Source organism: Pedococcus sp. P2_D7 (assembly GCF_056404295.1).
On the sequence record NZ_JBFUEH010000008.1, the window covers coordinates 112,320 to 133,043 of the forward strand.

Sequence of the window (20,724 nt, forward strand, 5' to 3'; positions counted from 1 at the left end):
GGTGTGACAGTCACGGCTTGGCGTTCGCCCGACGCAGGCGTGCGTTGTCCTCCCGCAGCTCGGTGTTGCGCCGGCTGAGCCCACGGTTGCGGTGGCTGAGGTCCGCGTTGTCGTCCTGCAGGTCGAGGACCATGGCGACGGCGGCGAGGGTCACCCCGGACTCGACCAGCTCACCCACCCGGGCGATGCGGGCCAGGTCTGCGTCGCTGTAGCGGCGGGTCCCGCCCTCGGTCCGCTGGGGCGTCACCAGGCCCTTCTCCTCGTAGAGGCGCAGGGTGGGGACGGGCAGGCCGACGAGCTCGGCCGCGACCGAGATCGCGTACAGCGGACGCCCCGACGGCTGGGGCTCCTCGGTCACGGCTGCCGCACCCAAGCGCTTGACAAACTGGTATCTACGGATTTATAAAATCTATAGCCCATGACTGAGATTCTACCGAGACGCAGTCAGGGAAGGAAATAGGCCCTCATCCTTGGAGGTGGTTTGTGATGCTGATGCGGACTGACCAGTTCCGCGAGCTGGACCAGCTGGCCCAGCAGGTCTTCGGGACGATGGCTCGTCCCACGGTGATGCCCATGGACGCCTGGCGACAGGGCGACACCTTCGTTGTCGAGTTCGACCTCCCGGGCGTGGACCCTGGTTCGATCGACCTCGACGTCGAGCGCAACGTGCTCACCGTCAAGGCCGAGCGCGAGCGGCTCGACGACGACGTGGACACCATCGCCACCGAACGACAGCGCGGGGTCTTCAGCCGGCAGCTGTTCCTCGGCGACACCCTCGACGTCGACCGCGTGGAGGCCGGCTACGTCGACGGCGTGCTCCGGCTGACCATCCCGGTGGCCGAGCAGGCCAAGCCGCGCAAGATCGAGATCAGCTCGGGCGACCGGCGGCAGCACGCAATCTCGGCCTGACCTCGCGGCCACATCAGCGGTCCCCGTCGACCCAGACGCTCCGGGGTGCCATGCGCCGGGGGGCGTTGCTCAGTGGGCGCCTTCGTGGGCCCTCGGGTCGGCGGGGACTGGCCGGCGCCACCGGTGACGGGGATCGTGACGCTGCGACTAGGGCCGGGGTAGTGACGCTGCGACTGGGGCCGGGGTAGTGACGCTGCGACTAGGGCCGGGGTAGTGACGCTGCGACTAGGGCCGGGGCAGCAGGGACGGACGGGGGAGGTGGATCGCCACGGAGGTGAGGCCGAGCCGCAGCGAGGCAGCCCTCGCGAGGTGCCGGCACACCAGCAGGGTGACGACCGCCGGGACCGCCCCCGACGCGAGCAGGGCGGTGCGGGCGCCGTAGGTCTCGGCCAACCACCCCACCACCGGTCCGCCCACGGCTCCGCTGCCGATGAAGACGAGCAGGTAGAGCCCGACGACGCGGCCACGCAGGTGGTCGACAGCTGCGAGCTGGACGAGCGACTGCGCCGAGGTGAGGAAGCCGAGGTTGGCGGCACCGACCGTGACCAGGAGCAGCGTGAAGACCTCCTGTCCCGGAGCGGCCGCCGTGACGAGCAAGGCGACCGCCAGCGTCGACCCGGCGACTCCGACCGTGCGCAGCCTCGGCTGGTGCCGACGACGGGCGGTCGTCAGGGCGCCCGCCAGGGCACCGAGCGCGACCACGCCGTTGAGCAGTCCGAGGCCCGAGGCCCCGGAGTGGAAGACGTCCTTGGCGTAGGCCGCGAGCGTCACTGGCAGGCTGATCGTGAAGAACCCGAAGGCGCCGACCATCACGACGGGCCACAGGACGCTCGGGGTGTGCACGGCATACGAGAGGCCCGCCCGGACACCTGGGGCGCGACCACTGGCGCCGTTGCGCGCGGCGGCCGCCAGGCGGGCGGCCCGCACCTCCGCTCGGGTGGGGGTGCCGCGCATGCACAGCATCGCGACGACCGGTCCCACGAAGGACAGCGCGTTGACGACGAACGCCCAGCCCGCGCCGACCGTGCTCATCAACAGTCCGCCGAGGACCGGCCCGGCCATCGCGCCGATCTGGAAGGTGCAGGAGACGAGGCTGATGGCGTTGGCCAGCTGGGGCCCGTCGACCACCTCGGACACGAACGACTGGCGCACCGGGTTGTCGAGCGCCGCGACCGTCCCGAGGACGGCGGCCAGCAGGAACACGTGCCACACCTCGACCCGACCACTGAGGGTCAGCACGGCGAGGGCCGTCGCCGTCAGCATCATCGAGACCTGGGTGCCGAGGAGCAGCTGGCGCTTGGGCAGGCGGTCGGCCAACAGGCCGGCGTGCAGCCCGAACAGCAGGGTGGGCGCGAACTGGAAGGCCGTGACCACCCCGACGGCCGTCGGGCTGTCGGTCATGGTCAGGACGAGCCAGTCCTGGGCGATGCGCTGGACCCACCCGCCGGTGCCCGAGAGGAGGAGGCCGGACAGCAACAACCGGAAGTTACGGTTGCCGAGGGAGGGGAAGGTGCGCGAGAAGTGGTGGGGGAGTAGTGGTCTGGAGATACGGACAGAGGCAGCGTCGGTGGAGCTCAAGGGTCGTCCCGGGAAAGTAGCGTCGTGGTCGGGTGGAGTCGGGGAGCGGGTGGAGTCGGGGAGCGGATCTATTCGAGAAGCGCGGACGAGGTCCAGTCTCGCCCGGTCAACGGCGCAACGCAGTATTCTCATCCAGAATCAGTCCTATAAGTGTCATGCAGCATCGCAATGACACATCTGCGAGAGGTTGCGAGCTGTGTACGACCCCGAGCTGCTGCGGACGTTCGTCGCCGTCGCCCAGTCGCTGAGCTTCACCCGGGCCGGCGAGACGCTCGGCTTGCGTCAACCCACGGTCAGCCAGCACGTGCGTCGGCTCGAGGACGCGGTGGGGCGGCCCCTCTTCGTCCGTGACACCCGCAGCGTCGCCCTGACGTCCGACGGTGAGGCGATGGCAGCGTTCGCCCGCGACATTCTCGCGGCGCAGGAGCGGGCGGTCGGCTACTTCACCGGCTCCCACCTGCAGGGGCGACTGCGGTTCGGGGTCACCGACGACCTCGCGCTCACACCCCTGCCGCGCATCCTGCGCGACTTCCGGCAGCTCTACCCGCGGATCGACCTCGAGCTCGCCGTCCTCCAGAACGACTCGCTGGTGCGCCGGATCGAGTCGGGTCACCTCGACGTCGCGTTCGTGAAGCGCGGCGCCGACGCACCACGGACCACCCGCGGGCAGCTCGTGCGGCGCGACCAGCTGGTCTGGTGTGGGATCAGCTCGACCCGGATCGACCCCGAGCAGCCTGTCCCGCTGGTCGTCTACCAGGCGCCGAGCCTCAGCCGCGCGGTCAGCGTGCAGGCCCTCGAGAAGGTCGGCCGGCGCAGCCGGATCACCTGCACCGTCAGAGGGGTCAACGGCGTGCTCGCCGCAGTCCGCGCAGGACTCGGAGTCGCCGTGATGGCCCGGACCCTCATGCCGGCCGACCTGGTGGAGGTGCCGCCCACCGTCGGACTGCCCAAGCTGCCGCACCTCGACCTCGTCCTGCTGACGAACCGCAGCGCGCCCGCCGAGCCGGCCAAGGCCCTCACGTCCGCCATCCTCGCCAGCGGTGCGCCCCTCACCACGGTGACGGCCGGCTGAGCCGCCGACGCGAGGTGGGACGCGTGGCCAGCGCAGTCGCCAGGGCGAGGGGGCGCGCCGAGGCGCGGTCGGCCGCGTGGGCGACCACGCGGCATACCTCCGTCGTCTCAGGCATCCGTCGCAGGCGCGGTCACCCTTGAGTGGGAGCCGCGCGCTGACGACCGCCCCTAGCGTCGGCCGGGGGCTGACACCCAGCCCCTTGAGACGACACGAGGCCCCGAGGAGACACCCATGAGACCTGCCCGCGTCGCAGCCGCCGCCGTACTGGCCCTGGCCGCTGCCATCACCCTCCCCGCGAGCTCCGCCTCCGCGGCGGAGCTGCCCGCGCCCGAGATCGCCTGGGTCGGCAAGCACGTCGTCGCCAACGGCAGCGACGCGTACATCCAGGCCAAGTTCCGCTGTTGGGGTGGCGAGACCGGCACGCACCTCTGGGCCTCGATCAAGCAGGGCGGCGCGGACCCGACCGCTGAGGGTTCGGGCATGCTGTCCGATGCCTGGTACGACACCAACTACCAGTACGCGAACGACCCTGCTGGGCAGACGATCCAGTGCGATGGCCAGTGGCACGTCGAGCGCTTCACGGTGAAGCTCGTCGACCACCCGTTCGGCACGAACTTCGTCTCGGGCACGCTCGCCAACGGCTCCGCGTGGGTGCAGTTCTGCGTGTTCGACTCCAGCGCCACCGACGACAACTTCCCGACCGGCTTCGCCTACGACTACGGCTGGAAGACCGTCATCGCCCAGCACTGACCTCGCCATGTGAGGGCCGGCCGACGGCCGACCAGGGGTATGCCGGGTGCGCACCACCCGGCATACGCCCTGGCCGTGTCGTGGCACGGGACCCGGCCGACCAAATCAAGGGCCCCCAAGGGGTTGCCGACAGCGCCCACACGCGGTCGACTGTCGGAGTGTGGGTCACGCCCACCCGGGGCGCGGCCAGCTCGGACGGAGGTCTGCACATGAGCAGTGAGGTCGACACGCTTCCTGACGACGTCGACGACCTGGAGGCTGGCGTCCACGCCAGCCACGAGGTCACGGCGACGCCCACCCAGGTCTGGCAGCACCTGGTCAGTCCCGCCGGCACCGAGGCGCTCCTCGGCGACGGCGCCAGGATCGGCAACAAGGGCGAGCCGTGGCGCGCGTCCGACGGTTCGTACGGCGTGGTGCGCAGCATCCACCCCGTCGAGCAGGTGCGGGTCACGTGGCACCCGCACGACGACGGACCGCTGAGCATGCTCGACGTCCAGCTCCATCCTGACGGCGACTCGACGCGCGTCGAGGTCTACCACGAGGGGCGTGGCATCGCCGGCGACCCGCGGGGTGACAAGGCGCACTGGGACGAGGCGCTCGGCCGGTTCGTCGGAGGGGTGCCAGGCGCCTGATCCGAACCTGACTCGAGCCTGCCCCAGCCCGTCCCCAGCCTGAGCCCGACCCCAGCCTGAGCCGGAGCCCGACCCAGCCTGAGCCCGACCCAGCCTGAGCCCGACCCAGCCTGAGCCCGAGCCCGAGCCCGACCCAGCCTGAGCCCGAGCCCGAGCCCGAGCGCGACCCAGCCTGAGCCCGAGCATCCGCGCGAGAGCGTTCTCCATCGATCGACGGAGGCGCCCCTCGTCCGGCAGGAGCAGGATCAGGCCATGGCTGAGGTGGACAGGATCGATTCGGGGGACACCTGGGTGATCTACGAGGGGCCGCCGTTCGTCGACCCGACGATCGGCCGGTATGGCTCCTTCGTCGAGATCTGCCTGTCGCTCAACGACGCCGAGCTCGTCCAGCTGTGCGGCTACTGGGAGTGGCGCGCCGACCTGGCGGCCAGGGACATCGACCGCTGGTGGTGCTGGACCGTCGTGCGGTTCGGCCGGCGACTCCTCGCCAACCAGGGCGGGACGCACCAGCGTCGACACCAGCCGCACTGAGCGACGGCCGTCAGCGTGCCGGCTCAGCCTGCGTTTTGGCAGGCCAGCTCAGCTGCTGGTTCAGGGCGAGTCGGGTGTGAGGTCGTAGGGGCACCCACCCGAGCCCAGCGCGGCCAGGCCCGCGAGGTCGCCCCTAGCGAACTCCGTGGCTGTGCCGTTAGCGGCGACCATCACCTGGGTGGGGTTGTCCACGTGGGTCAGGCCGACGAGGTGCGCCAGCTCGTGCATGACGACAGCCCGCGCCTGGGCGTGGCCGTTGGGACGGAGCAGGATCTCGGCGAGCTGCGGCCCGTCGAGGTCAACCGAACCCCCGACGTACCGGTCCCGATCGAGGCTGTTCGCGAGCCGGTGCACGGGTCCGCCCAGGCCGACGATGGAGCCCTTCAGGCCAGGCACCACGTCCGGCGTGGTCCAGGCGATGAGCACGGGTGCGCGCGCGCTGCCCGGGAGGCCATTGGTCAGGTCGCGGGCGCTCTTCGCGGGTCGGGGGACCTGCGTCGTGGGACCGGCGATGTGCAGGTGCAGGCCGCTCGCGGCGTTGACGCGCTCGACGGCTTCGGCCAGGAGCGTGTCGGACCCCTCGGGCGCAGCGGCGCTGTTCACGACGAGCTCGATGGTCAGGCACGGGTCCCACGTCACAGGCGCCCCGCGTGAGGTCGTGTTCATGAACACGTAGGCGGTCGGGTCGTCGTACGCCCTCGCCGCGGTGCTGGGGACCAGCCCCACGGCACGGAACGCGACAGCGCCGCCCACCAGTGCGACCAGGATGGCGGCGATGAGCACGGTCGTGAGGGTGCCCGGTGTGCCGGACGGGCGGGGAGAGGGCGGACCAGGGACCCACGCGCCGGGGTAGTGGGCCGGGACCGGTGTCGGACTCGGCTGGTGTCGCTGGAGGACCTGAGGCCGGCCGGCACGCCGGTCAGCCAGGCAGTGCAGGCAGATGACCTCGTCCCGTGCGGGATCGAAACCAGCGCGCTCCCCGGCGCCCATCTGCTCCCCACAACGGCACACCGAGCCGTCCGGCACCGAGACCACCATGATCCCGTCGCTGTCGCGCACCCCGCCAGCCCCTTGCCTACTTGTGCGGCAGCGTGCGGGCGTACTCCACGCTGCGCTCGACCCACTCGCGCAGGTCGTCGTCGCCCTCGAAACCGGCGTCGTCGACCCGCAGCCAGCCCTTCATGGCCTTCCCGCGCATCTCGAACGGGCGCACCGACTCGCGCTGGAGCAACTGCTCCGCCTCGTCCTCGTCGAGCCGCACCATCAGCCCGCCCTTGCTGCTCGCGGCGACCGACATGTTGCCGTTGACCAGGAAGGCCAGCCCGCCGAACATCTTCTTCTCGGTCACGTCGAGGTCGCCGACCACCAGGTCCCGGATCCGCTGTGCCACCCGCTCGTCATACGCCATGCCGTCATTCTGTCGGGGCTCGGGCGTCCAGGGGTGTGGACAGCGAGACTTCGGATGCGCGGGTTTGCCTACACTGACCTGCGTTCGAGTTGACTGAGTGGTCGAAGGGGAGTCCGCGGGTGAGTTCCAAGCAGGGGTATGCCGTTGCGCTCAGCCTGCTGGTCGCGTGCGGGGTGGGCGCGCTGACTGGTTGCACCAGCGGGGCGGACGACCCACCCGCGACCGGCAACGGCACGGCGGTGACGGGCGTGACCACAACCGCGTCGTCGAGCTCGTCCCCGCCCACCACCACGAGGTCAGCCACGCCGGCGACCACCGCAGCGGTACAGATTCCCGAGGCGGCCAGGGCCCACACCGAAGCCGGCGCCGAAGCCTTCGTGCGGTTCTTCCTGGAGCAGGTCAATGTCGCTTGGACACGACCGCAGTCAGGGCTGCTGCCGCCCCTGGGCGACTCGGGATGCCTGTCGTGCAAGGGCTTCGAGATGGAGGCAACTGAGCTGGTCGCGGAGCACCATCGGTACGCCAAGGCTCCAGCGCTCTTCACCAAGGTCACGGCATTCGGCGGGGTGACGAAGGAGGGGCGTCGGCGGGTTCGAATCATCGGCGTTCAGCAGCGCGTCGACATTGTCGACCGCTCGGGCAAAGTGGTCAGTACTGACCCACGGAAACCCATCGCCGTGACGGCCATGACTATGTGGCAGGGGGACAGATGGCTTCTGTGGGACATGGGCTGAGCAGAACCTTCGGGACTGCCATGCTGGTCATCGGAACGATGATGGGTGTCGCAGGGACGGCGCCCGCGGAGCTTTGTGGACTGAGTGGTCGAAGGGGAGTCCGCGGGTGAGTTCCAAGCAGGGGTATGCCGCCGCGCTCAGCCTGCTGGTCGCGTGCGGGGTGGGTGCGCTGACTGGTTGCACCAGCGGGGCGGACGACCCACCCGCGACCGGCAACGGCACGGCGGTGACCGGCGCGACGACAACCGCGTCGCCCAACTCGTCCCCGCCCACCACCACGACGACATCCACCATCACGACCTCTGCCGCCGTGCAGATCCCCGAGGCGGCCAGAGCCCACACCAAAGCCGGTGCCGAAGCCTTCGTGCGGTTCTTCGTTGAACAATCGAACGTTGCGAGCATGACGGCGGACATCTCAATTCTGCCGGCTCTCAGCGATCCATCCTGTAAGTCCTGCGGTGCGCTGCAGGGCGCGGTGGCGGAGCTGAAGGCGAAAGGCCACCACTATGCGACAGAACCGGTGAGCGTGTCGCGCGTGAAAGCCATCGATGGTGCCCCCGCCGGGCAACAGTTTGTCCGCCTGCAACTGGTCCAAAACCTTGCCGACGTTGTTGATGCCTCCGGCACGAAGGTCTCAACGGATCCCGAGGCCAAGCTCGCGCGGACCACATCGCTGAAATGGATGGGGGACAAGTGGCTCGTCTTTGGCATCGCACAGTAGAGGCTGCCCTGATCGCGGGGCTCGCAACACAGCTCAGCGCGGGAGGGGCTCTGGCTGATTCAGCCCTGTGGGGAAACACGACGCAAGACGGCGCTCAGATGAACCTGTTCGACAGATCGGGAATGCAGGCAATCAAAGCCGAGGCTGGGGTCGCAGCTGGAAAGGCTCAGCAATTCGCCTATGCATCAGTCGCCAACTGCGGATCCAACCGACCTGACTCCGTGAATCCCGACGACCTATGCACCACGGCAGTCCAGTACTGCATCGGCAATCCGCCGCAGCAGGGGCTTGGGCCGAGTGTGCGGTTGTTCCGGCGAACGGTGAACGCCGCCGGGTCACCGACCGGTCCGTGGGTTCAGTACGGGATCACCTGTTTCCCGGAGGATGCACCGGGCCCTGCCCGACCGAGGGTGACGATGGCCATGGTGCTGGCCGCCTTCCACGACACGGACTTCGCCAAGCCCACCCTCGACGTGGAACCTCGCGGCAACCTCACCCTGGTCAGGTTGCCCACGTACTTCCAGACCAGCTGGCCGCAGAGCGGGTACGAGCCGGGGGAGATCGACCGGGTCGACCCCGCGCGAATGGCCGGGTTCCGGGTCGAGATCCGGCCGAGGGTCAAGAGCATCACCTACGACTACGGCGACGGTTCCTCGAGCGGTGGGACGACTTCGCTCGGTGGTCCCTACCCGGAGGGTGACATCACCAAGAGCTACCCCCGCGCCGGCGACTTCACGATCCGGGCGGACGTCACCTACTCCGGCCAGTTCCGCGTCAACGGCGGCCCGTGGATCGACATCCCGGGAGACGTGACCATCCGGGGCGCCGCCGAGACCCTCACCGTGAAGACGGCCCACGCCCGCCTGGTGGCGCACTGAGCCTGTCGGGGGCTCGGGCGTGCGGGGGTGTGGACAGCGACCGCTTCGGATGCCCGGGTTTGCCTACACTGACGTGCGTTCGAGTTGACTGAGTGGTCGAAGGGGAGTCCGCGGGTGAGTTCCAAGCACGGGTATGCCGTCGCGCTCAGCCTGCTTGTCGCGTGCGGGGTGGGTGTGCTGACTGGTTGCACCGGCGGTGCGGAGGACCCGCCGGCGACCGGCACCGGCACGGCGGTGACGGGCGGGACGCCAACCGCGTTGCCCAGCTCGTCCCCGCCCATCACCACGACGACATCCACCATCACGACCTCTGCAGCGGTACAGATCCCCGCCGCAGCAAGAGCCCACACCAAAGCCGGAGCGGAAGCCTTCGTGCGGTTCTTCATGGATCAGGTCTCGAAAGCCTGGACTACTCCCGAGACGGGCCTGATCAGAGACCTGGGCCTCCCAGACTGTTTGGCGTGCCGCTCGTTCGAAACGACCGCTGCGAGTCTGGTCAGCAAGGGGCATCGCTACGAACGACGCCCGTCCACGATGCTCTCAACCTCAGCAGTGGCGGACGGGACCGGAGAGCGAGTGCACGCGGTCATTCAGCAGCATGAGGTCAATATTGTTGACCAGCAAGGCAATGTCGTGTCGACGGATCACGAGAAGAGGTTTTCTGGGGACGCCAAGCTGGTGTGGGAGGGGGGACGCTGGTGGCTTTTCGACATGGGATGATTGGACGCTTGCTGGCGGGAAGCCTGCTCGTTGTGTTCAGTTCGGGACTCTTGTGCACGCAAGCGGCCGCTGACACCAGTGGAGACTGGCATTCAGGCGGGGCGAAGGTCACGGTCAAGGACCGCCACGAGTTGCAGGAGATTCGGGCTGATGCGGCCGCGGCAAAGGCGGGGCCACGATTCGAGTACGCATCGGTCGCGGACTGCGGCAACAACAGCCCGGATTCTGCCAACCCTGATGACCTCTGCCGAGATGCGGCGTTGGCGTGCGCCGGGAACACCCCCGAGCAGGGGCTGGGCCCGAGCGTTCGGCTGTTCCGGCGAACGGTGAACGCTGACGGGGTGCCATCGGGCCGTTGGGTCCAATACGGCTCAACCTGTTTCCCGGAGGATGCGCCCGGCCCGGCTCGACCGAGGGTGACGATGGCCATGGTGCTGGCCGCGTTCCACGACACGGACTTCGCCAAGCCCACCCTCGGCGTGGAGCCTCGGGGGAACGTCACCCTGGTCAGGTTGCCCACGTACTTCCAGACCAGCTGGCCGCGGAGCGGGTACGAGCCGGGGGAGATCGACCGGGTTGACCCCGCGCGAATGGCCGGGTTCCGGGTCGAGATCCGGCCGAAGGTCAAGAGCATCACCTACGACTACGGCGACGGCTCCTCGAGCGGCGCGACCACCTCGCTCGGCGGTCCCTACCCGGAGGGCGACATCACCAAGAGCTACCCCCGCGCCGGCGACTTCACGATCCGGGCGGACGTCACCTACTCCGGCCAGTTCCGCGTCAACGGCGGCCAGTGGATCGACATCCCGGGAGACGTGACCATCCGGGGCACCGCCGAGACCCTCACCGTGAAGACGGCCCACGCCCGCCTGGTGGCGCACTGAGCCCCAGTGCAGACCCACAGAGCAACCAACGCAGGAGGCCTCGAGCGAACCGGGTGAGTGTCCGGTCCGGGTCAGACGGACAGCGGGCGGAGCTCGCCGTCGAGGGTGCCCATGAGCACGATGGCGCGCAACCGGTTGAGGAGCAGGTTGGCGTTGTCCTCCACGCGGGCGCTGTGCTGGACCGCCGCGTCACCGGTGCAGGTGCGGTGCACGCCCTCGTCGAGGGAGGTTCCGCAGACGCATCTGGCGAGCTGCGCACCGTGGGTGCGGTCGGGGGTGATGAGGGGGCTGTCCACGAAGAGCACGCTATGAGCGGGTCCCGGCGATCAGCCTCGCAATGGCGAGCACCCCCTCCGTTCGTCTGAGGTGAAGCTGACCGAACAGGGTGAACCGGTGGGATCGTGGTCGGCTGAACAGGCCACCTGCCCACGACGAAAGCAGGCTGATCAGCGCTTTTGCATAGCCCACGCGAGACGGATCGCGGTGCGGATCGCGTCGGCATCGCCGTCGAGGTCGGCCTGCACCTTCATGTGCTTCTCCCACCGCGGCGGCAAGCCGAACGTGTCGGGGTGGTCATCCAACAGCTTCTCGCGGTCCTCGAAGCCCACCCTCACGAGCACGGTCCCCGGCTCGTCCTGCCGGACCACGAGACGGTCGTCGACGTACCACGCGACCCGTCCGGGATGGCCCTTGCGCTTGCATCCCGCCAGCGACGTGGCGTACTCGTCGATCTCGTCGAGGGTCACGCTTGGCACGCTAGCGCGGACGACCGACGGCGGCACGAGTCGCGGCAGGACGTAAGGGTGCACCTTCACTAGACGCGGCTCCGCTTGCCCGCCCCCACGACTGGATCACAGGTGGGCTACGTCAAGACGCACGGCGTCTTTCGCCTGCGCCGCATCCTCCAGTCCGGCTGGGGATAACTTCCGGACGTGGGCGTCGGGTGCGGCAGCATCGGACTATGAGCTACCACGACCTTCCGCCCGACGCGCGCTCGATTCCGTTGACTGACAACGTCATCCAGAGCAACGTCATCGACCTGATCCTCGATCTCGACCAACGCCGCGGGGGCGCCTTGGCGCTGATGCTGTGCGACGAGGCCGACCGCGGGGTGCAGCCGATCGTGCTGTCCGACCTGCCGTCCGACGCGCCGGCCACCGACCTGCGCTCCGTCCTTGACCTCCTGCTGCCGATGATCGGTGCGGACCATGGTGCGGTGCTGGTCGGGCGCGGCCGCCGGCGTGGGCTGATGCCCACCGACAACGACCGCGCCTGGCACCAGGAGACCGTGGAGGCGTGTCGGCGACACGGGGTGCGGCTCCTCGGCTTCTACCTCGCGTCACCCGACGGCGTCGAGGCGCTCCCCGAGCCACTCACCCGGGCCAGCTGACTGAAGGGCGTCCACCCGGCGTTGCAGACCAGGCCCGGATGGCGACGGCGGGCTCTAGGCTGCGGCCATGTACGAGTACAAGGTGGTCCAGGTCCGCGAAGGCCTGATCGGCGGCAAGATGTCGGCGGACAAGCTGGAGAAGGTCCTCAACGAATGGGCTGAGAAGGGCTGGCAGGCGAAGTCCGTGACGGCCGTCGAGGTGAAGGGCCGGATCGGTCCGGGAGGCACCGAGGGCGTGCTCGTGACCTTCGAGCGGCAGCGACCCGCCTGAGCGAGTGTTCCCGCCTGAACGTTTTCGGACCGTCAGGAAGAGGCGGGGATGCGCTCCGCCTCGGCCCTCGCAACGGCCTGCAGCCGCGGCCACTCGTCGCTGATGTTGAGGTCCGCGCCGATGTCGAGGATGGTCGCGGTGAAGAGCGCGCCGGTGGTGATCATCGCGGGGTGCACGTGCCCGAACACCTCGAGCGTCACGGTGCCGTAGAGCCGGGCCCACGCGCGTTCGAACATCCAGACCATCCCCGGGGTGGGCGATCCAAGGCCGTCGGTGACCTCGTCCGGCTTGATCTCGCTGCGCAGGATCTCCAGCAGTGCAGGGTCGAGCTCGTCGTCGGTCGGGACGGCGAACTGGTACTTCACCCACAGCCGCCCGAAGATCTCGCTGAAGAACGCCGCGAACAGGTGCACGCCCGAGTCGTCGGGCAGGCAGTCGGCGAGTGAGGTCATCAGCGCGGTCTTCTTGGCGCGAGCTGCCTCGTCCGACTGCATCAGCTCGCCCGACGCGAAGACCATCTGGAACTCGGTGCGGTTGCGCAGGGCCCACGCCCGGAACGCCGCCGAGGCCGCGACGACCTGCGCCGACGGGTCGTCCGCCGCCTGGTCGTCACGAGCCACCGTCATCGCGGCGACCACGTCCTCGAAGATCGACCGCGCCACGAGGGTGAGCAGCTCCGCGTGGCTGTCGACATACCGGTAGAGCGCCGGGGGAGTGAGTCCCATCTCCTGGGCCACCGCCCGGATCGAGACGTCCTCGCCGGTGCGCAGCAGCCGGCGCGACACGTCGACGATCTCGTCGAAGGTCGCCTGCCGCTGTCGCTCGCGCCGCGTCGGAACCGCCGTCATGGGCACTCTGCTCCTGCTTGTGGGGCTTGTGGGGCTTGTGGGCCTCGAAGGGCTCGGGCTCGTGGGCTCGGACTCGAAGGGCTCGGATCGATGTCACGAAGAGTTAACCACGAACCCTTGGCTGAACCCTTGACAAGTTAGTTTACACCCATCACTGTTACTGGCGTAAACATTCGTGATGTGGGGTAGCAAGGACGTGGTTCAGATGAAGGTGTGGTTCGCATGAAGACGTGGGGTCAGTTCGTCGCCCGACGGTCCTGGGCCGTCCTCCTCGGTGGCCTGGCCGTGGTGCTGGTCGCCGCGGCATACGGGATCGGGGTGTTCGGCAGCCTCTCCAACGGCGGGTTCGACGACCCGGCCACCGACTCGGCCAAGGAGCTCGCCCTCGAGCAGGCGACCTTCCCGGGCCGCGAGACCGACCTCGTGGTCGTCTACTCCAGCCCGACGATGAAGGTGCAGGACGCCGCCTTCGAGAAGGCCGTGACCGACACGCTGGCCGCGCTGCCTGCGAGCGACGTCGCGGGCACGGTCACCTGGTACGCCACCCAGTCGCCGGGGCTGGTCAGCACCGACGGTCACGCCACCCGCGTGGTCATCACGTTGGCCGGCGCCACCCAGGACGAGAAGAGCGACGACTGGGACGCCGTCAAGGACGACCTGTCCGCCCCCGGCCTCAGCACGAGCGTCGGCGGTCGGTGGGCCGTGTTCGGCGACGTCAACACGCAGGTGTCCGAGGACATCGCCCGTGCCGAGTCGATCTCGCTGCCGATCGTGTTCCTCCTCAGCCTGCTCATCTTCGGCAGCCTGGTCTCGGCCCTGATGCCCACCCTCGTCGGCGGCATCGCCGTGATGGGAGCCTTCGCCGTCGTGCGGCTCATCACCGGGGTCACCGACGTGTCGATCTTCTCGATCAACGTCATCACCCTGCTCGGCATGGGACTGGCGATCGACTACGCGCTCTTCGTCGTCAGCAGGTTCCGGGAGGAGCTCGCGCTCGCGCCGGACACCTCGCGGGAGAGTGTGCGCTCCGCAGTGGTCCGCACCATGACCACGGCCGGCCGCACCGTGCTGTTCTCGGGGCTGATCGTGGCCGCATCGCTGGCCTCCCTGCTGCTCTTCCCCCAGAACTTCCTGCGCTCGATGGGCTACGGCGGCATGGCTGCGGTGCTCGTGGCGATGGTCGCGGCCCTGACCGTGCTCCCGGCGCTGCTGGGCGTGCTCGGTCCGCGCATCGAGTTCGGTCGTATGCCGTGGCGCCGCGGCTCGCGGGCCCGGCTCGCCGACGCCCGCACCCCGGATGAGCTGCACGGGGCCGACCAAGAGGTCGTGCACGGTGCCTGGGCGCGGGTCGCGCACAGCGTCATGCGGCGCCCGGTCGCCTACCTGGTCGTCATCGTCATCGGTCTCCTCGCCCTCGGCAGCCCGTTCCTCGGGGCGACGTGGGGGAGCGTGGACGAACGCGTGCTGCCGGTGAGCTCGCCCAGCCGCCAGGCCGCCGACCTCCAGGCGGAGCTGTTCGGTGGCGAGACGTCGACCGCGTCGATCATGCTGCGCGGGGCGGACCAGGCGGCCACGGCGGCCTACGTCACCCAGCTGCAGGGCGTCGACGGCGTCACCCAGGCGCAGGCGGTGGCCAGCAAGGCCGTCGACGGCGCGCCGCTCACCCTCGTGCAGGCGACCTGGAGGGGGAACTCCCAGACCTCCGCCAGCCAGGACGTCGTCCACGGCATCCGGGCCGTCGAGACCCCACCGGGCAGCACCGCGCTGGTGGGCGGGCCCACGGCCGACGCCGTCGACCTGATCGACTCGATCGGCAACCGCCTCCCGTGGATGGCCCTGACCGTGGCGCTGGTCATGCTCGTCCTGCTCTTCGTCGCCTTCGGGTCGATCGTGTTGCCGCTCAAGGCGATCGTGATGAACGCGGTGTCGATCGCTGCGTCGTTCGGGGTCGTCACCTGGATCTTCCAGGAGGGGCACCTCTCCGGCCTGCTCGGCTTCACGTCGCCCGGCTACCTCGACGTGACACAGCCGATCCTCATGCTGGCGATCTTGTTCGGGCTGTCGATGGACTACGAGGTGTTCCTGCTGAGCCGGGTCCGGGAGGAGTGGGACCGCACCGGCGACAACACCCGGGCCGTCGCGGCAGGGGTGCAGCGCTCGGGCCGGATCATCACGAGCGCCGCCCTGCTGCTGGCCGTCGTCATCGGCGGGTTCGCGACGAGCGGGATCATCTTCATCAAGATGATCGGGGTCGGCATGCTGGTCGCCGTCCTGCTCGACGCCACCGTGGTGCGGGCGCTGCTGGTCCCCGCGACGATGCGGCTGCTGGGTCGGGCCAACTGGTACGCCCCCGGGCCGCTGGCCCGCTGGTGGGACCGCCACGGGCACCGGGAGGAGCCGGTCGCGGCACCCGTCCGCGTGCTGCCGACCCCCGAGCTCGCACCCGCACCCTGACGAGCCGCTCACCAGCCCGGCAACCGTCGGGGAACCCCAGCCGCGCGACCGACCACCAGGTCGGCCGCGCGGCTGGTCGTTGAGCACGAAATCGAGTGAATGATGGAGTTTCGACTCGGTCCGAAAGTATGAGGGGACGGGAGCCGTTCGCCTCGATACTGGGAGGGTGCTGGGTACCGACTTCGCGCGAACCATGCGCGCCGCCCAAGCCGGCGAAGAAGATGCCTTCGTCCGGCTGTGGCGTGATGCCAACCCGGCCATGGTCCGTTACCTGAGGGTGGTCGGGCACGACGACCCGTACGACGAGGCCTGCGAAGGCTGGGTCACGGTCGTGCGAGCGCTCCCCGGCTTCACCGGGGACGAGACCGACTGGCGCGTCTGGGTGCTGGCCTGTGCCCGCCAGCGTGCCGAGGAGGGCACTCTGCGGCGCACCTGGGGCTCGGCGACCGGCTACGAAGGCTTCCTGGTGGAGGGGGACGGCGACATCGACCTGGAAGAGGTCCTCGAACCAGAGGACGCCGTGGACCCCACCCACCGCGGGATCTCCGACACCCTCACTGCGCTGCGCGACCTGCCGCTCGGACAGGGCGAGGTCGTGGTGCTGCGGCTCGGCGCCGGGCTTCCTCCGAGCGCCGTGGCGAGCGTCGTCGGTGTCGACGAGGACGACGTCGAGCGGGCCGAGGCGAGGGCGCTCGAGCGTCTGGGCGCCGGGGCCGAGCTGGTGTCCTGGTCGCTGGCTGCTCCGCCGTCGCGCGCCGAGCTCGCCGACGAGAGCGTCGCCGTCGGCGCGTTCCGCAAGGTCCTGTCCCGCACGAACGCGGACAAGGTCAAGGTCCTCGCCGTGGGGACCAGCAGTCGCCGAGCCGCCGCGCGCCAACGGTCCGCCCGCCCTGGGACCGCAGGCCTCGTCCTGATCGACTCCCGGACCGGAGCGCGCAGCGCACCTCGCAGCACCCAGGGGAGCGCCTCCGGCGGTCGGTGGGCGCCCAGCACCGTCGACACCCGGGCCCGCACGGGAGCCCGCGGCGCGGGCGTCGCAGGCCGGTCGCGCACGGCCGCCCTGACCGTGACCGCGTTGTCGTTGTCCCTTGCGTCCATCGGTGGGTTCAGTGCCGCGGCCTACGTCGGTGTCCTCCCGACCCCGGTGCAGCAGGCCATGCACGACGCCGTCGGCGCGCCCGCCCCCGGCGCGCGCGGCGGGGGCTCCTCCACCGGCCGCCAGCCGGTGACGTCGCCCACCGCCGGGGTCGGCCCCTCTGCCACGAGCAGCGCGGCCGCTGGGCTCTGTCGCGCGTGGTCCACTGACAAGGCCAAGGGCACCGCCCGCGAGCACTCGGTGGCGTTCCGGAACCTGTCCTCGGCGGCCGGTGGGCCGGAGAACGTCCAGGCCTACTGCGCGACGGCACTCGCCGCGAAGCCCTCGCACGGCGCCCCGACGACCTCCGACGGCACCAAGCCGGCCCAACCCGGCACGGGGAAGCCCACCGACCAGGGCACGGGCAAGCCCACCGACCGGGGCACCGGCGAGCCCGCCAGCAAGACCACCACGAAGGCCTCGACCGGCAGCACCCACACGGCACAAGGGACACCAGTCAGCCCCACGAAGTCTGCGCCTGCGACCAAGGGGAAGCCCACCTCCCAGGCGACGCAGAGCCAGGAGACCTCGACCACCCAGGGCAAGAAGTCGGGCACCAGCACGGCCCCGGGCACCGGTGCCGGCAACGGGAACGGCCAGGGCGCTCCGAGCGGCGGCTAGCGCTCGTGCCGGCGGTGGAGACCACGTAGTCAGAGTCGCTGCAGTACGCCCAGCTGGCCCTGGTCACCATGGGGTGGATCGTCATGTTGCAGGTCGGGCTCGTCGTCCTCGACCGGGTCCGCTCGGGCGTCGAGCTGGCTCCGGGCCAGTGGGTGGCGATCGTGGTGCTGCTTGCTGCCCAGGCCTACCTGCTGCTGGCGCCGGCGAGCACCTCGACCACCTCGGCCCGATCGCGCCACGTCAGCCGGTGGGTGCCTTGCGTTGGTGCGGCACCGCCCTCGCGTAGGCTTCCCGCCGTGCTCTACCCGTTGACCGTCGTGCTGCTCGTGGCATCCGTCGTGCTCCTCGCCGTCGCCGCCGGGTATGCCGCGCGCCGGCGTCTCGTCGACGACCGCCTCCTCCTCGTGGCCGCGGTCGTCGAGCTCGGACTCGTCGTCCAGCTCGTGGTCGCCCTGGCGCACCTCGGGAGCGTCCCCGGCGACAGTGCGGAACAGGCCACCTTCGCGGCCTACGCGATCACGCTGCCCTTCGTGCCTCCAGCGGCGGTCTTCCTCGCGCTCAAGGAGAAGACTCGCTGGGCCATGGGGGTCGTCGCCGTCGGGGCGTTCGCGGTCGCCGTGATGACCGCGCGGCTCCAGCAGATCTGGAACCTCGGTGGCTGACCAGCAGACCGAGGCACAGACCCCTCGCCCCACCCGCTCGGGGCCAGGGGTGGTGCTGGTGGCCGTCTACGGCCTCCTCGCCCTGGCCGCCACCGGCCGGTCGGTGCTCCAGATCACCGAGTACTTCTCCCGCGCACCACTGGCCTACCTCTTGTCGGCGCTGGCCGCGGTCATCTACGTCGTGGCGACGGTGGCGCTCGCCCGGGAAGACCGCACCTCACGCCGGGTGGCGCTGGTCGCCATCAGCGTCGAGCTGGTCGGCGTGCTGGTGGTGGGGCTGGCGTCCTACCTCGACAGGGACGCCTTCCCCGACAAGACGGTGTGGTCGCACTTCGGCTCGGGCTACGGGTTCGTGCCGCTCGTCCTACCGGTGCTCGGACTGCTCTGGCTGCGGCACACCGCGCGATCCCGCAGCACGGTGTAGCAGCACGGTGTAGCAGCCCGCTAGGCCTCGACCGGCTCCAGCACGAACACCGGGATGAGCCGGTCGGTCTTGACCTGGTAGTCGGCGTAGGGCGGGAACGCCTGGACGCACCGCGGCCACCACTCGTCCCGCTCGGCCCCCTCGAGCTCACGGGCGCGGACGGTCCAGGTGCGGTCGTCGTCCTGGACGTCGAGCACCGGGTTCTTGCGGATGTTGGCGTACCACTTCGGGTGCTCGGGAGCGCCGGCCTGGCTGGCCACCGCGGCATACACGCCGTCGTGCTCGACCCGCATGAGCGGCACCTTGCGGACCTTGCCGGAGACGCCCACCATCGTGAGCAGCACCACCGGGCGCCCCTGGATGTCGACGGCCCGGGTGGTGCCCGCCGCCTCGATCTTCTCGACCTGGGTGCGGACCCACTTGGTGGGGCTGGCTGCGTAGTCGCCGGTGATGGTCATGGGCCCATCCCAACATGCCTCCCTGACGCCCGCGCGACCGCCCCTCAGGGTGGCCGAGTGGCCTGTGGACAACTTGACGGGCGGCTCTCGACGCCCGCCTACCCTCGGTGGATGACCAGCATCGAGGTGGACCCCGAGATCCTCGTCGCGTTCGGCCGCTCCCTCACCGAGGTCGCCGCAGACCTGCAGTGGCAGGCGACCAGCGCCGCCGAGCAGGCCTGGGCGCTCGGTCCCGGCGACACCGCGGGGGCGCTCGCGTCGGTGCTCGGGGACTTCGAGCACCAGCGGCAGCTGCTCGGTCGCGAGCTGGACGACCTGGCCGGCCGCGTGACCAACGCCGGACGGCTCTACGCCGTGGTGGACCTCGAGGTCGGCGGGTGGCTCGAGCCGGCCGCTCCCCGATGACCGTCCTGCGGCCGCTGAACGGCGATCCTGCGACCGTGCGGGCGCTGGCCGACCGGCTGCAGGTGCAGAGCGAGCTGCTCCTGACCCGCGCCGAGGTCCTGCGCGGGCTGGCCGGTCCCGACGTCGCCTGGGAGAGCCCGGCCGGAGAGGCCTTCGCCGCGCGCGCACAGGCCGCCGCCTCCCTGCTGGTCTCGGTGGGACGCCGCCACGGCGTCTCCGCTGCCGCCCTCCGTCCGTTGGCTGCCGCGCTCGAACACGCCCAGCAGGTGGTCGGCGCAGCCGTGACCGAGCACACGATCGCCTACCCGCGGGCGGTGGCGCTCGGCACCGCCCGGGTCGAGGCCGAGCAGTCCGCCGACCCCGCACAGCGCGCCACCGCCGTGGCGCTGCACTGCCGGGAGGTCGCCGAGCTGGAGCGGGCGCAGGACGCCGAACGCCGGCACGCCGCGGCCTGGCGCCAGTTCCTCGAGGCCGACCGCCAGTGCGCCGCGGTGCTCCACCGGCTCGTCGAGGACGGTCTTGCCGACTCGCGCGCCTACGACACCCTGACCGGCCTCAGCCGGGCAGCCGGTGGGGTCGAAGACGTGGCCGGGTCGATCGCGCTCCTGCCCACCCCTCCCACCAAGGCGTTCGGCGTGGTCGCCGGGGTCGCCGGCGCGACCAAGCTGCTCGCCGACGCGTCGGTGAAGGTCGCCTACGGTGACGGCGACTGGACGTCGATCGGCCTCTCCGCGGGCGCGATGGCCACCGGGCGGGCGTCCACCGTCCTCAAGCGGGGTGCGCTCGCGACCAACCCCGCAGCCCGGGCCGCCGCCACCCGCACCGAGCGCCGGCTGCTGCGCTACGACGTCGGCGAGCGGTTGCGGCTCGCGACCGCCGCGGAGCTCCGACAGCTGGGCCGCACCGAGGTCAAGCGCCCGCTGCGCCCGTTCCGGCCGACCCGTGCCCTCTCCCGGGCGGGCTCTCCCGCGGCCACCGCCCACTGGCTCACCGAGCAGGTGGTCGGGCGCGCCAAGCACGCAGCCCGGGTCAAGTGGTTCGACGACCTCGCGCTCGCCACCCGCGACCCGGCGCGCTCCCGCACCATGCTGGTGACCGGTTTGAGTGCCGAGGCGGCGTCCTCCGGTGGTCGGGCGGCAGGGGTGCTGCGCGACCACCTCATCGACCGAGAGGAGAGCGAGGCCAAGCGGCTGCGTGACGCGCGCTCCGGCACCCCTGGCCGGTGAGTCCCACCTCGTC

26 protein-coding genes are annotated in these 20,724 nt (G+C 70.4%); 18 read left to right on the forward strand and 8 right to left on the reverse strand.

From position 1 onward, the window contains the following. Positions 1 to 10 precede the first annotated feature (10 nt). Entirely contained in the window at positions 11 to 358 is a 348-nt protein-coding gene (locus tag AC1DWJ_RS18240) for a MerR family transcriptional regulator (RefSeq protein WP_477621592.1), read from the reverse strand. A gap of 128 nt (positions 359 to 486) precedes the next feature. Here AC1DWJ_RS18240 and AC1DWJ_RS18245 point away from each other — a divergent pair, with 128 nt between their 5' ends. After that, entirely contained in the window at positions 487 to 909 is a 423-nt protein-coding gene (locus tag AC1DWJ_RS18245; RefSeq protein ID WP_477621593.1) for an Hsp20/alpha crystallin family protein, read from the forward strand. A 225-nt stretch (positions 910 to 1,134) separates the two neighbouring features. Here the strand turns inward: AC1DWJ_RS18245 and AC1DWJ_RS18250 are convergent, their stop codons facing one another. Further along, positions 1,135 to 2,487 carry an MFS transporter gene (locus AC1DWJ_RS18250; RefSeq protein ID WP_477621594.1) on the reverse strand — a complete coding sequence of 451 codons (1,353 nt, stop codon included), beginning with the start codon at positions 2,485 to 2,487 and terminating at the stop codon, positions 1,135 to 1,137. Positions 2,488 to 2,683: 196 nt separating this feature from the next. Here AC1DWJ_RS18250 and AC1DWJ_RS18255 point away from each other — a divergent pair, with 196 nt between their 5' ends. The 4 genes from AC1DWJ_RS18255 to AC1DWJ_RS18270 all read left to right on the forward strand — a co-directional run bounded on the left by AC1DWJ_RS18255 (position 2,684) and on the right by AC1DWJ_RS18270 (position 5,472). After that, positions 2,684 to 3,559, forward strand: coding sequence for a LysR substrate-binding domain-containing protein (locus AC1DWJ_RS18255; RefSeq protein ID WP_457253109.1), 876 nt, complete (start codon positions 2,684 to 2,686; stop codon positions 3,557 to 3,559). A 231-nt stretch (positions 3,560 to 3,790) separates the two neighbouring features. Beyond that, positions 3,791 to 4,309 (forward strand): hypothetical protein, encoded by a 519-nt coding sequence (locus AC1DWJ_RS18260; protein ID WP_457253108.1) that lies wholly within the window; start codon positions 3,791 to 3,793, stop codon positions 4,307 to 4,309. A 209-nt stretch (positions 4,310 to 4,518) separates the two neighbouring features. Continuing rightward, positions 4,519 to 4,941: an SRPBCC family protein gene (locus tag AC1DWJ_RS18265; protein ID WP_457253107.1), complete on the forward strand. Its 423-nt coding sequence runs from the start codon at positions 4,519 to 4,521 to the stop codon at positions 4,939 to 4,941. 252 nt (positions 4,942 to 5,193) lie between these two features. Beyond that, positions 5,194 to 5,472 carry a hypothetical protein gene (locus AC1DWJ_RS18270; protein ID WP_477621595.1) on the forward strand — a complete coding sequence of 93 codons (279 nt, stop codon included), beginning with the start codon at positions 5,194 to 5,196 and terminating at the stop codon, positions 5,470 to 5,472. A 60-nt stretch (positions 5,473 to 5,532) separates the two neighbouring features. Here the strand turns inward: AC1DWJ_RS18270 and AC1DWJ_RS18275 are convergent, their stop codons facing one another. Both AC1DWJ_RS18275 and AC1DWJ_RS18280 read right to left on the reverse strand, forming a co-directional pair. Next, a complete protein-coding gene (locus AC1DWJ_RS18275) occupies positions 5,533 to 6,531 on the reverse strand; it encodes a peptidase (protein WP_477621596.1) in 999 nt (332 codons plus the stop codon). Between the two features lie 16 nt (positions 6,532 to 6,547). Then, positions 6,548 to 6,880: a TfoX/Sxy family protein gene (locus AC1DWJ_RS18280; RefSeq protein ID WP_477621597.1), complete on the reverse strand. Its 333-nt coding sequence runs from the start codon at positions 6,878 to 6,880 to the stop codon at positions 6,548 to 6,550. Between the two features lie 119 nt (positions 6,881 to 6,999). Here AC1DWJ_RS18280 and AC1DWJ_RS18285 point away from each other — a divergent pair, with 119 nt between their 5' ends. From AC1DWJ_RS18285 to AC1DWJ_RS18305, 5 genes are all read left to right on the forward strand, one after another. Beyond that, positions 7,000 to 7,614 (forward strand): hypothetical protein, encoded by a 615-nt coding sequence (locus AC1DWJ_RS18285; RefSeq protein ID WP_477621598.1) that lies wholly within the window; start codon positions 7,000 to 7,002, stop codon positions 7,612 to 7,614. 106 nt (positions 7,615 to 7,720) lie between these two features. Further along, positions 7,721 to 8,335 (forward strand): DUF6318 family protein, encoded by a 615-nt coding sequence (locus tag AC1DWJ_RS18290; RefSeq protein WP_477621599.1) that lies wholly within the window; start codon positions 7,721 to 7,723, stop codon positions 8,333 to 8,335. Between the two features lie 416 nt (positions 8,336 to 8,751). Further along, complete coding sequence (locus tag AC1DWJ_RS18295; protein WP_477621600.1) at positions 8,752 to 9,213, forward strand: hypothetical protein; 462 nt, start codon at positions 8,752 to 8,754, stop codon at positions 9,211 to 9,213. 114 nt (positions 9,214 to 9,327) lie between these two features. After that, entirely contained in the window at positions 9,328 to 9,933 is a 606-nt protein-coding gene (locus AC1DWJ_RS18300) for a DUF6318 family protein (protein ID WP_477621601.1), read from the forward strand. A gap of 422 nt (positions 9,934 to 10,355) precedes the next feature. Beyond that, the gene (locus tag AC1DWJ_RS18305; RefSeq protein ID WP_477621602.1) at positions 10,356 to 10,817 is read left to right on the forward strand and encodes a hypothetical protein; all 462 of its coding nucleotides are present in this window, start codon (positions 10,356 to 10,358) and stop codon (positions 10,815 to 10,817) included. Between the two features lie 71 nt (positions 10,818 to 10,888). Here AC1DWJ_RS18305 and AC1DWJ_RS18310 read toward each other — a convergent pair whose 3' ends face one another. Both AC1DWJ_RS18310 and AC1DWJ_RS18315 read right to left on the reverse strand, forming a co-directional pair. Continuing rightward, entirely contained in the window at positions 10,889 to 11,113 is a 225-nt protein-coding gene (locus AC1DWJ_RS18310) for a hypothetical protein (RefSeq protein ID WP_457253091.1), read from the reverse strand. Positions 11,114 to 11,263: 150 nt separating this feature from the next. Next, entirely contained in the window at positions 11,264 to 11,563 is a 300-nt protein-coding gene (locus AC1DWJ_RS18315) for a hypothetical protein (RefSeq protein WP_457253089.1), read from the reverse strand. Between the two features lie 215 nt (positions 11,564 to 11,778). Between AC1DWJ_RS18315 and AC1DWJ_RS18320 the strand changes: the two genes are divergently transcribed. After that, positions 11,779 to 12,207: a hypothetical protein gene (locus tag AC1DWJ_RS18320; RefSeq protein ID WP_457253087.1), complete on the forward strand. Its 429-nt coding sequence runs from the start codon at positions 11,779 to 11,781 to the stop codon at positions 12,205 to 12,207. 67 nt (positions 12,208 to 12,274) lie between these two features. Continuing rightward, on the forward strand, positions 12,275 to 12,478 hold the full coding sequence (locus AC1DWJ_RS18325; RefSeq protein ID WP_457253086.1) for a DUF4177 domain-containing protein: 204 nt from the start codon (positions 12,275 to 12,277) through the stop codon (positions 12,476 to 12,478). Between the two features lie 32 nt (positions 12,479 to 12,510). Here the strand turns inward: AC1DWJ_RS18325 and AC1DWJ_RS18330 are convergent, their stop codons facing one another. Continuing rightward, the gene (locus AC1DWJ_RS18330) at positions 12,511 to 13,326 is read right to left on the reverse strand and encodes a TetR/AcrR family transcriptional regulator (RefSeq protein ID WP_457253084.1); all 816 of its coding nucleotides are present in this window, start codon (positions 13,324 to 13,326) and stop codon (positions 12,511 to 12,513) included. A 222-nt stretch (positions 13,327 to 13,548) separates the two neighbouring features. On the opposite strand from AC1DWJ_RS18330, the gene AC1DWJ_RS18335 reads away from it, so the two are divergent. From AC1DWJ_RS18335 to AC1DWJ_RS18350, 4 genes are all read left to right on the forward strand, one after another. Beyond that, positions 13,549 to 15,780 (forward strand): MMPL family transporter, encoded by a 2,232-nt coding sequence (locus AC1DWJ_RS18335; protein ID WP_477621603.1) that lies wholly within the window; start codon positions 13,549 to 13,551, stop codon positions 15,778 to 15,780. A gap of 166 nt (positions 15,781 to 15,946) precedes the next feature. Next, positions 15,947 to 17,536, forward strand: coding sequence for an RNA polymerase sigma factor (locus AC1DWJ_RS18340; RefSeq protein WP_477621604.1), 1,590 nt, complete (start codon positions 15,947 to 15,949; stop codon positions 17,534 to 17,536). Between the two features lie 68 nt (positions 17,537 to 17,604). After that, positions 17,605 to 18,198 (forward strand): hypothetical protein, encoded by a 594-nt coding sequence (locus AC1DWJ_RS18345; RefSeq protein ID WP_477621605.1) that lies wholly within the window; start codon positions 17,605 to 17,607, stop codon positions 18,196 to 18,198. Then, positions 18,191 to 18,622 carry a hypothetical protein gene (locus tag AC1DWJ_RS18350; protein WP_477621606.1) on the forward strand — a complete coding sequence of 144 codons (432 nt, stop codon included), beginning with the start codon at positions 18,191 to 18,193 and terminating at the stop codon, positions 18,620 to 18,622. The genes AC1DWJ_RS18345 and AC1DWJ_RS18350 overlap by 8 nt, the downstream gene beginning before the upstream one ends. Before the next feature lie 20 nt (positions 18,623 to 18,642). On the opposite strand, the gene AC1DWJ_RS18355 is transcribed toward AC1DWJ_RS18350, so the two are convergent. Beyond that, the gene (locus AC1DWJ_RS18355) at positions 18,643 to 19,080 is read right to left on the reverse strand and encodes a nitroreductase family deazaflavin-dependent oxidoreductase (RefSeq protein ID WP_477621607.1); all 438 of its coding nucleotides are present in this window, start codon (positions 19,078 to 19,080) and stop codon (positions 18,643 to 18,645) included. 111 nt (positions 19,081 to 19,191) lie between these two features. Here AC1DWJ_RS18355 and AC1DWJ_RS18360 point away from each other — a divergent pair, with 111 nt between their 5' ends. Next, positions 19,192 to 19,485 carry a hypothetical protein gene (locus tag AC1DWJ_RS18360; protein WP_457253075.1) on the forward strand — a complete coding sequence of 98 codons (294 nt, stop codon included), beginning with the start codon at positions 19,192 to 19,194 and terminating at the stop codon, positions 19,483 to 19,485. Then, positions 19,482 to 20,711: a hypothetical protein gene (locus AC1DWJ_RS18365; RefSeq protein ID WP_477621608.1), complete on the forward strand. Its 1,230-nt coding sequence runs from the start codon at positions 19,482 to 19,484 to the stop codon at positions 20,709 to 20,711. The genes AC1DWJ_RS18360 and AC1DWJ_RS18365 overlap by 4 nt, the downstream gene beginning before the upstream one ends. The last annotated feature ends 13 nt before the right edge of the window (positions 20,712 to 20,724 follow it).

Coding starts and splice junctions, on each gene's coding strand:
- AC1DWJ_RS18245 (WP_477621593.1), top strand. CDS start 487: ATGCTGATGCGGACTGACCAGTTCCGCGAGCTGGACCAGCTGGCCCAG.
- AC1DWJ_RS18260 (WP_457253108.1), top strand. CDS start 3,791: ATGAGACCTGCCCGCGTCGCAGCCGCCGCCGTACTGGCCCTGGCCGCT.
- AC1DWJ_RS18265 (WP_457253107.1), top strand. CDS start 4,519: ATGAGCAGTGAGGTCGACACGCTTCCTGACGACGTCGACGACCTGGAG.
- AC1DWJ_RS18270 (WP_477621595.1), top strand. CDS start 5,194: ATGGCTGAGGTGGACAGGATCGATTCGGGGGACACCTGGGTGATCTAC.
- AC1DWJ_RS18280 (WP_477621597.1), bottom strand. CDS start 6,880: ATGGCGTATGACGAGCGGGTGGCACAGCGGATCCGGGACCTGGTGGTC.
- AC1DWJ_RS18295 (WP_477621600.1), top strand. CDS start 8,752: ATGGCCATGGTGCTGGCCGCCTTCCACGACACGGACTTCGCCAAGCCC.
- AC1DWJ_RS18305 (WP_477621602.1), top strand. CDS start 10,356: ATGGCCATGGTGCTGGCCGCGTTCCACGACACGGACTTCGCCAAGCCC.
- AC1DWJ_RS18320 (WP_457253087.1), top strand. CDS start 11,779: ATGAGCTACCACGACCTTCCGCCCGACGCGCGCTCGATTCCGTTGACT.
- AC1DWJ_RS18325 (WP_457253086.1), top strand. CDS start 12,275: ATGTACGAGTACAAGGTGGTCCAGGTCCGCGAAGGCCTGATCGGCGGC.
- AC1DWJ_RS18330 (WP_457253084.1), bottom strand. CDS start 13,326: ATGACGGCGGTTCCGACGCGGCGCGAGCGACAGCGGCAGGCGACCTTC.
- AC1DWJ_RS18335 (WP_477621603.1), top strand. CDS start 13,549: ATGAAGACGTGGGGTCAGTTCGTCGCCCGACGGTCCTGGGCCGTCCTC.
- AC1DWJ_RS18345 (WP_477621605.1), top strand. CDS start 17,605: ATGGGGTGGATCGTCATGTTGCAGGTCGGGCTCGTCGTCCTCGACCGG.
- AC1DWJ_RS18355 (WP_477621607.1), bottom strand. CDS start 19,080: ATGACCATCACCGGCGACTACGCAGCCAGCCCCACCAAGTGGGTCCGC.
- AC1DWJ_RS18360 (WP_457253075.1), top strand. CDS start 19,192: ATGACCAGCATCGAGGTGGACCCCGAGATCCTCGTCGCGTTCGGCCGC.
- AC1DWJ_RS18365 (WP_477621608.1), top strand. CDS start 19,482: ATGACCGTCCTGCGGCCGCTGAACGGCGATCCTGCGACCGTGCGGGCG.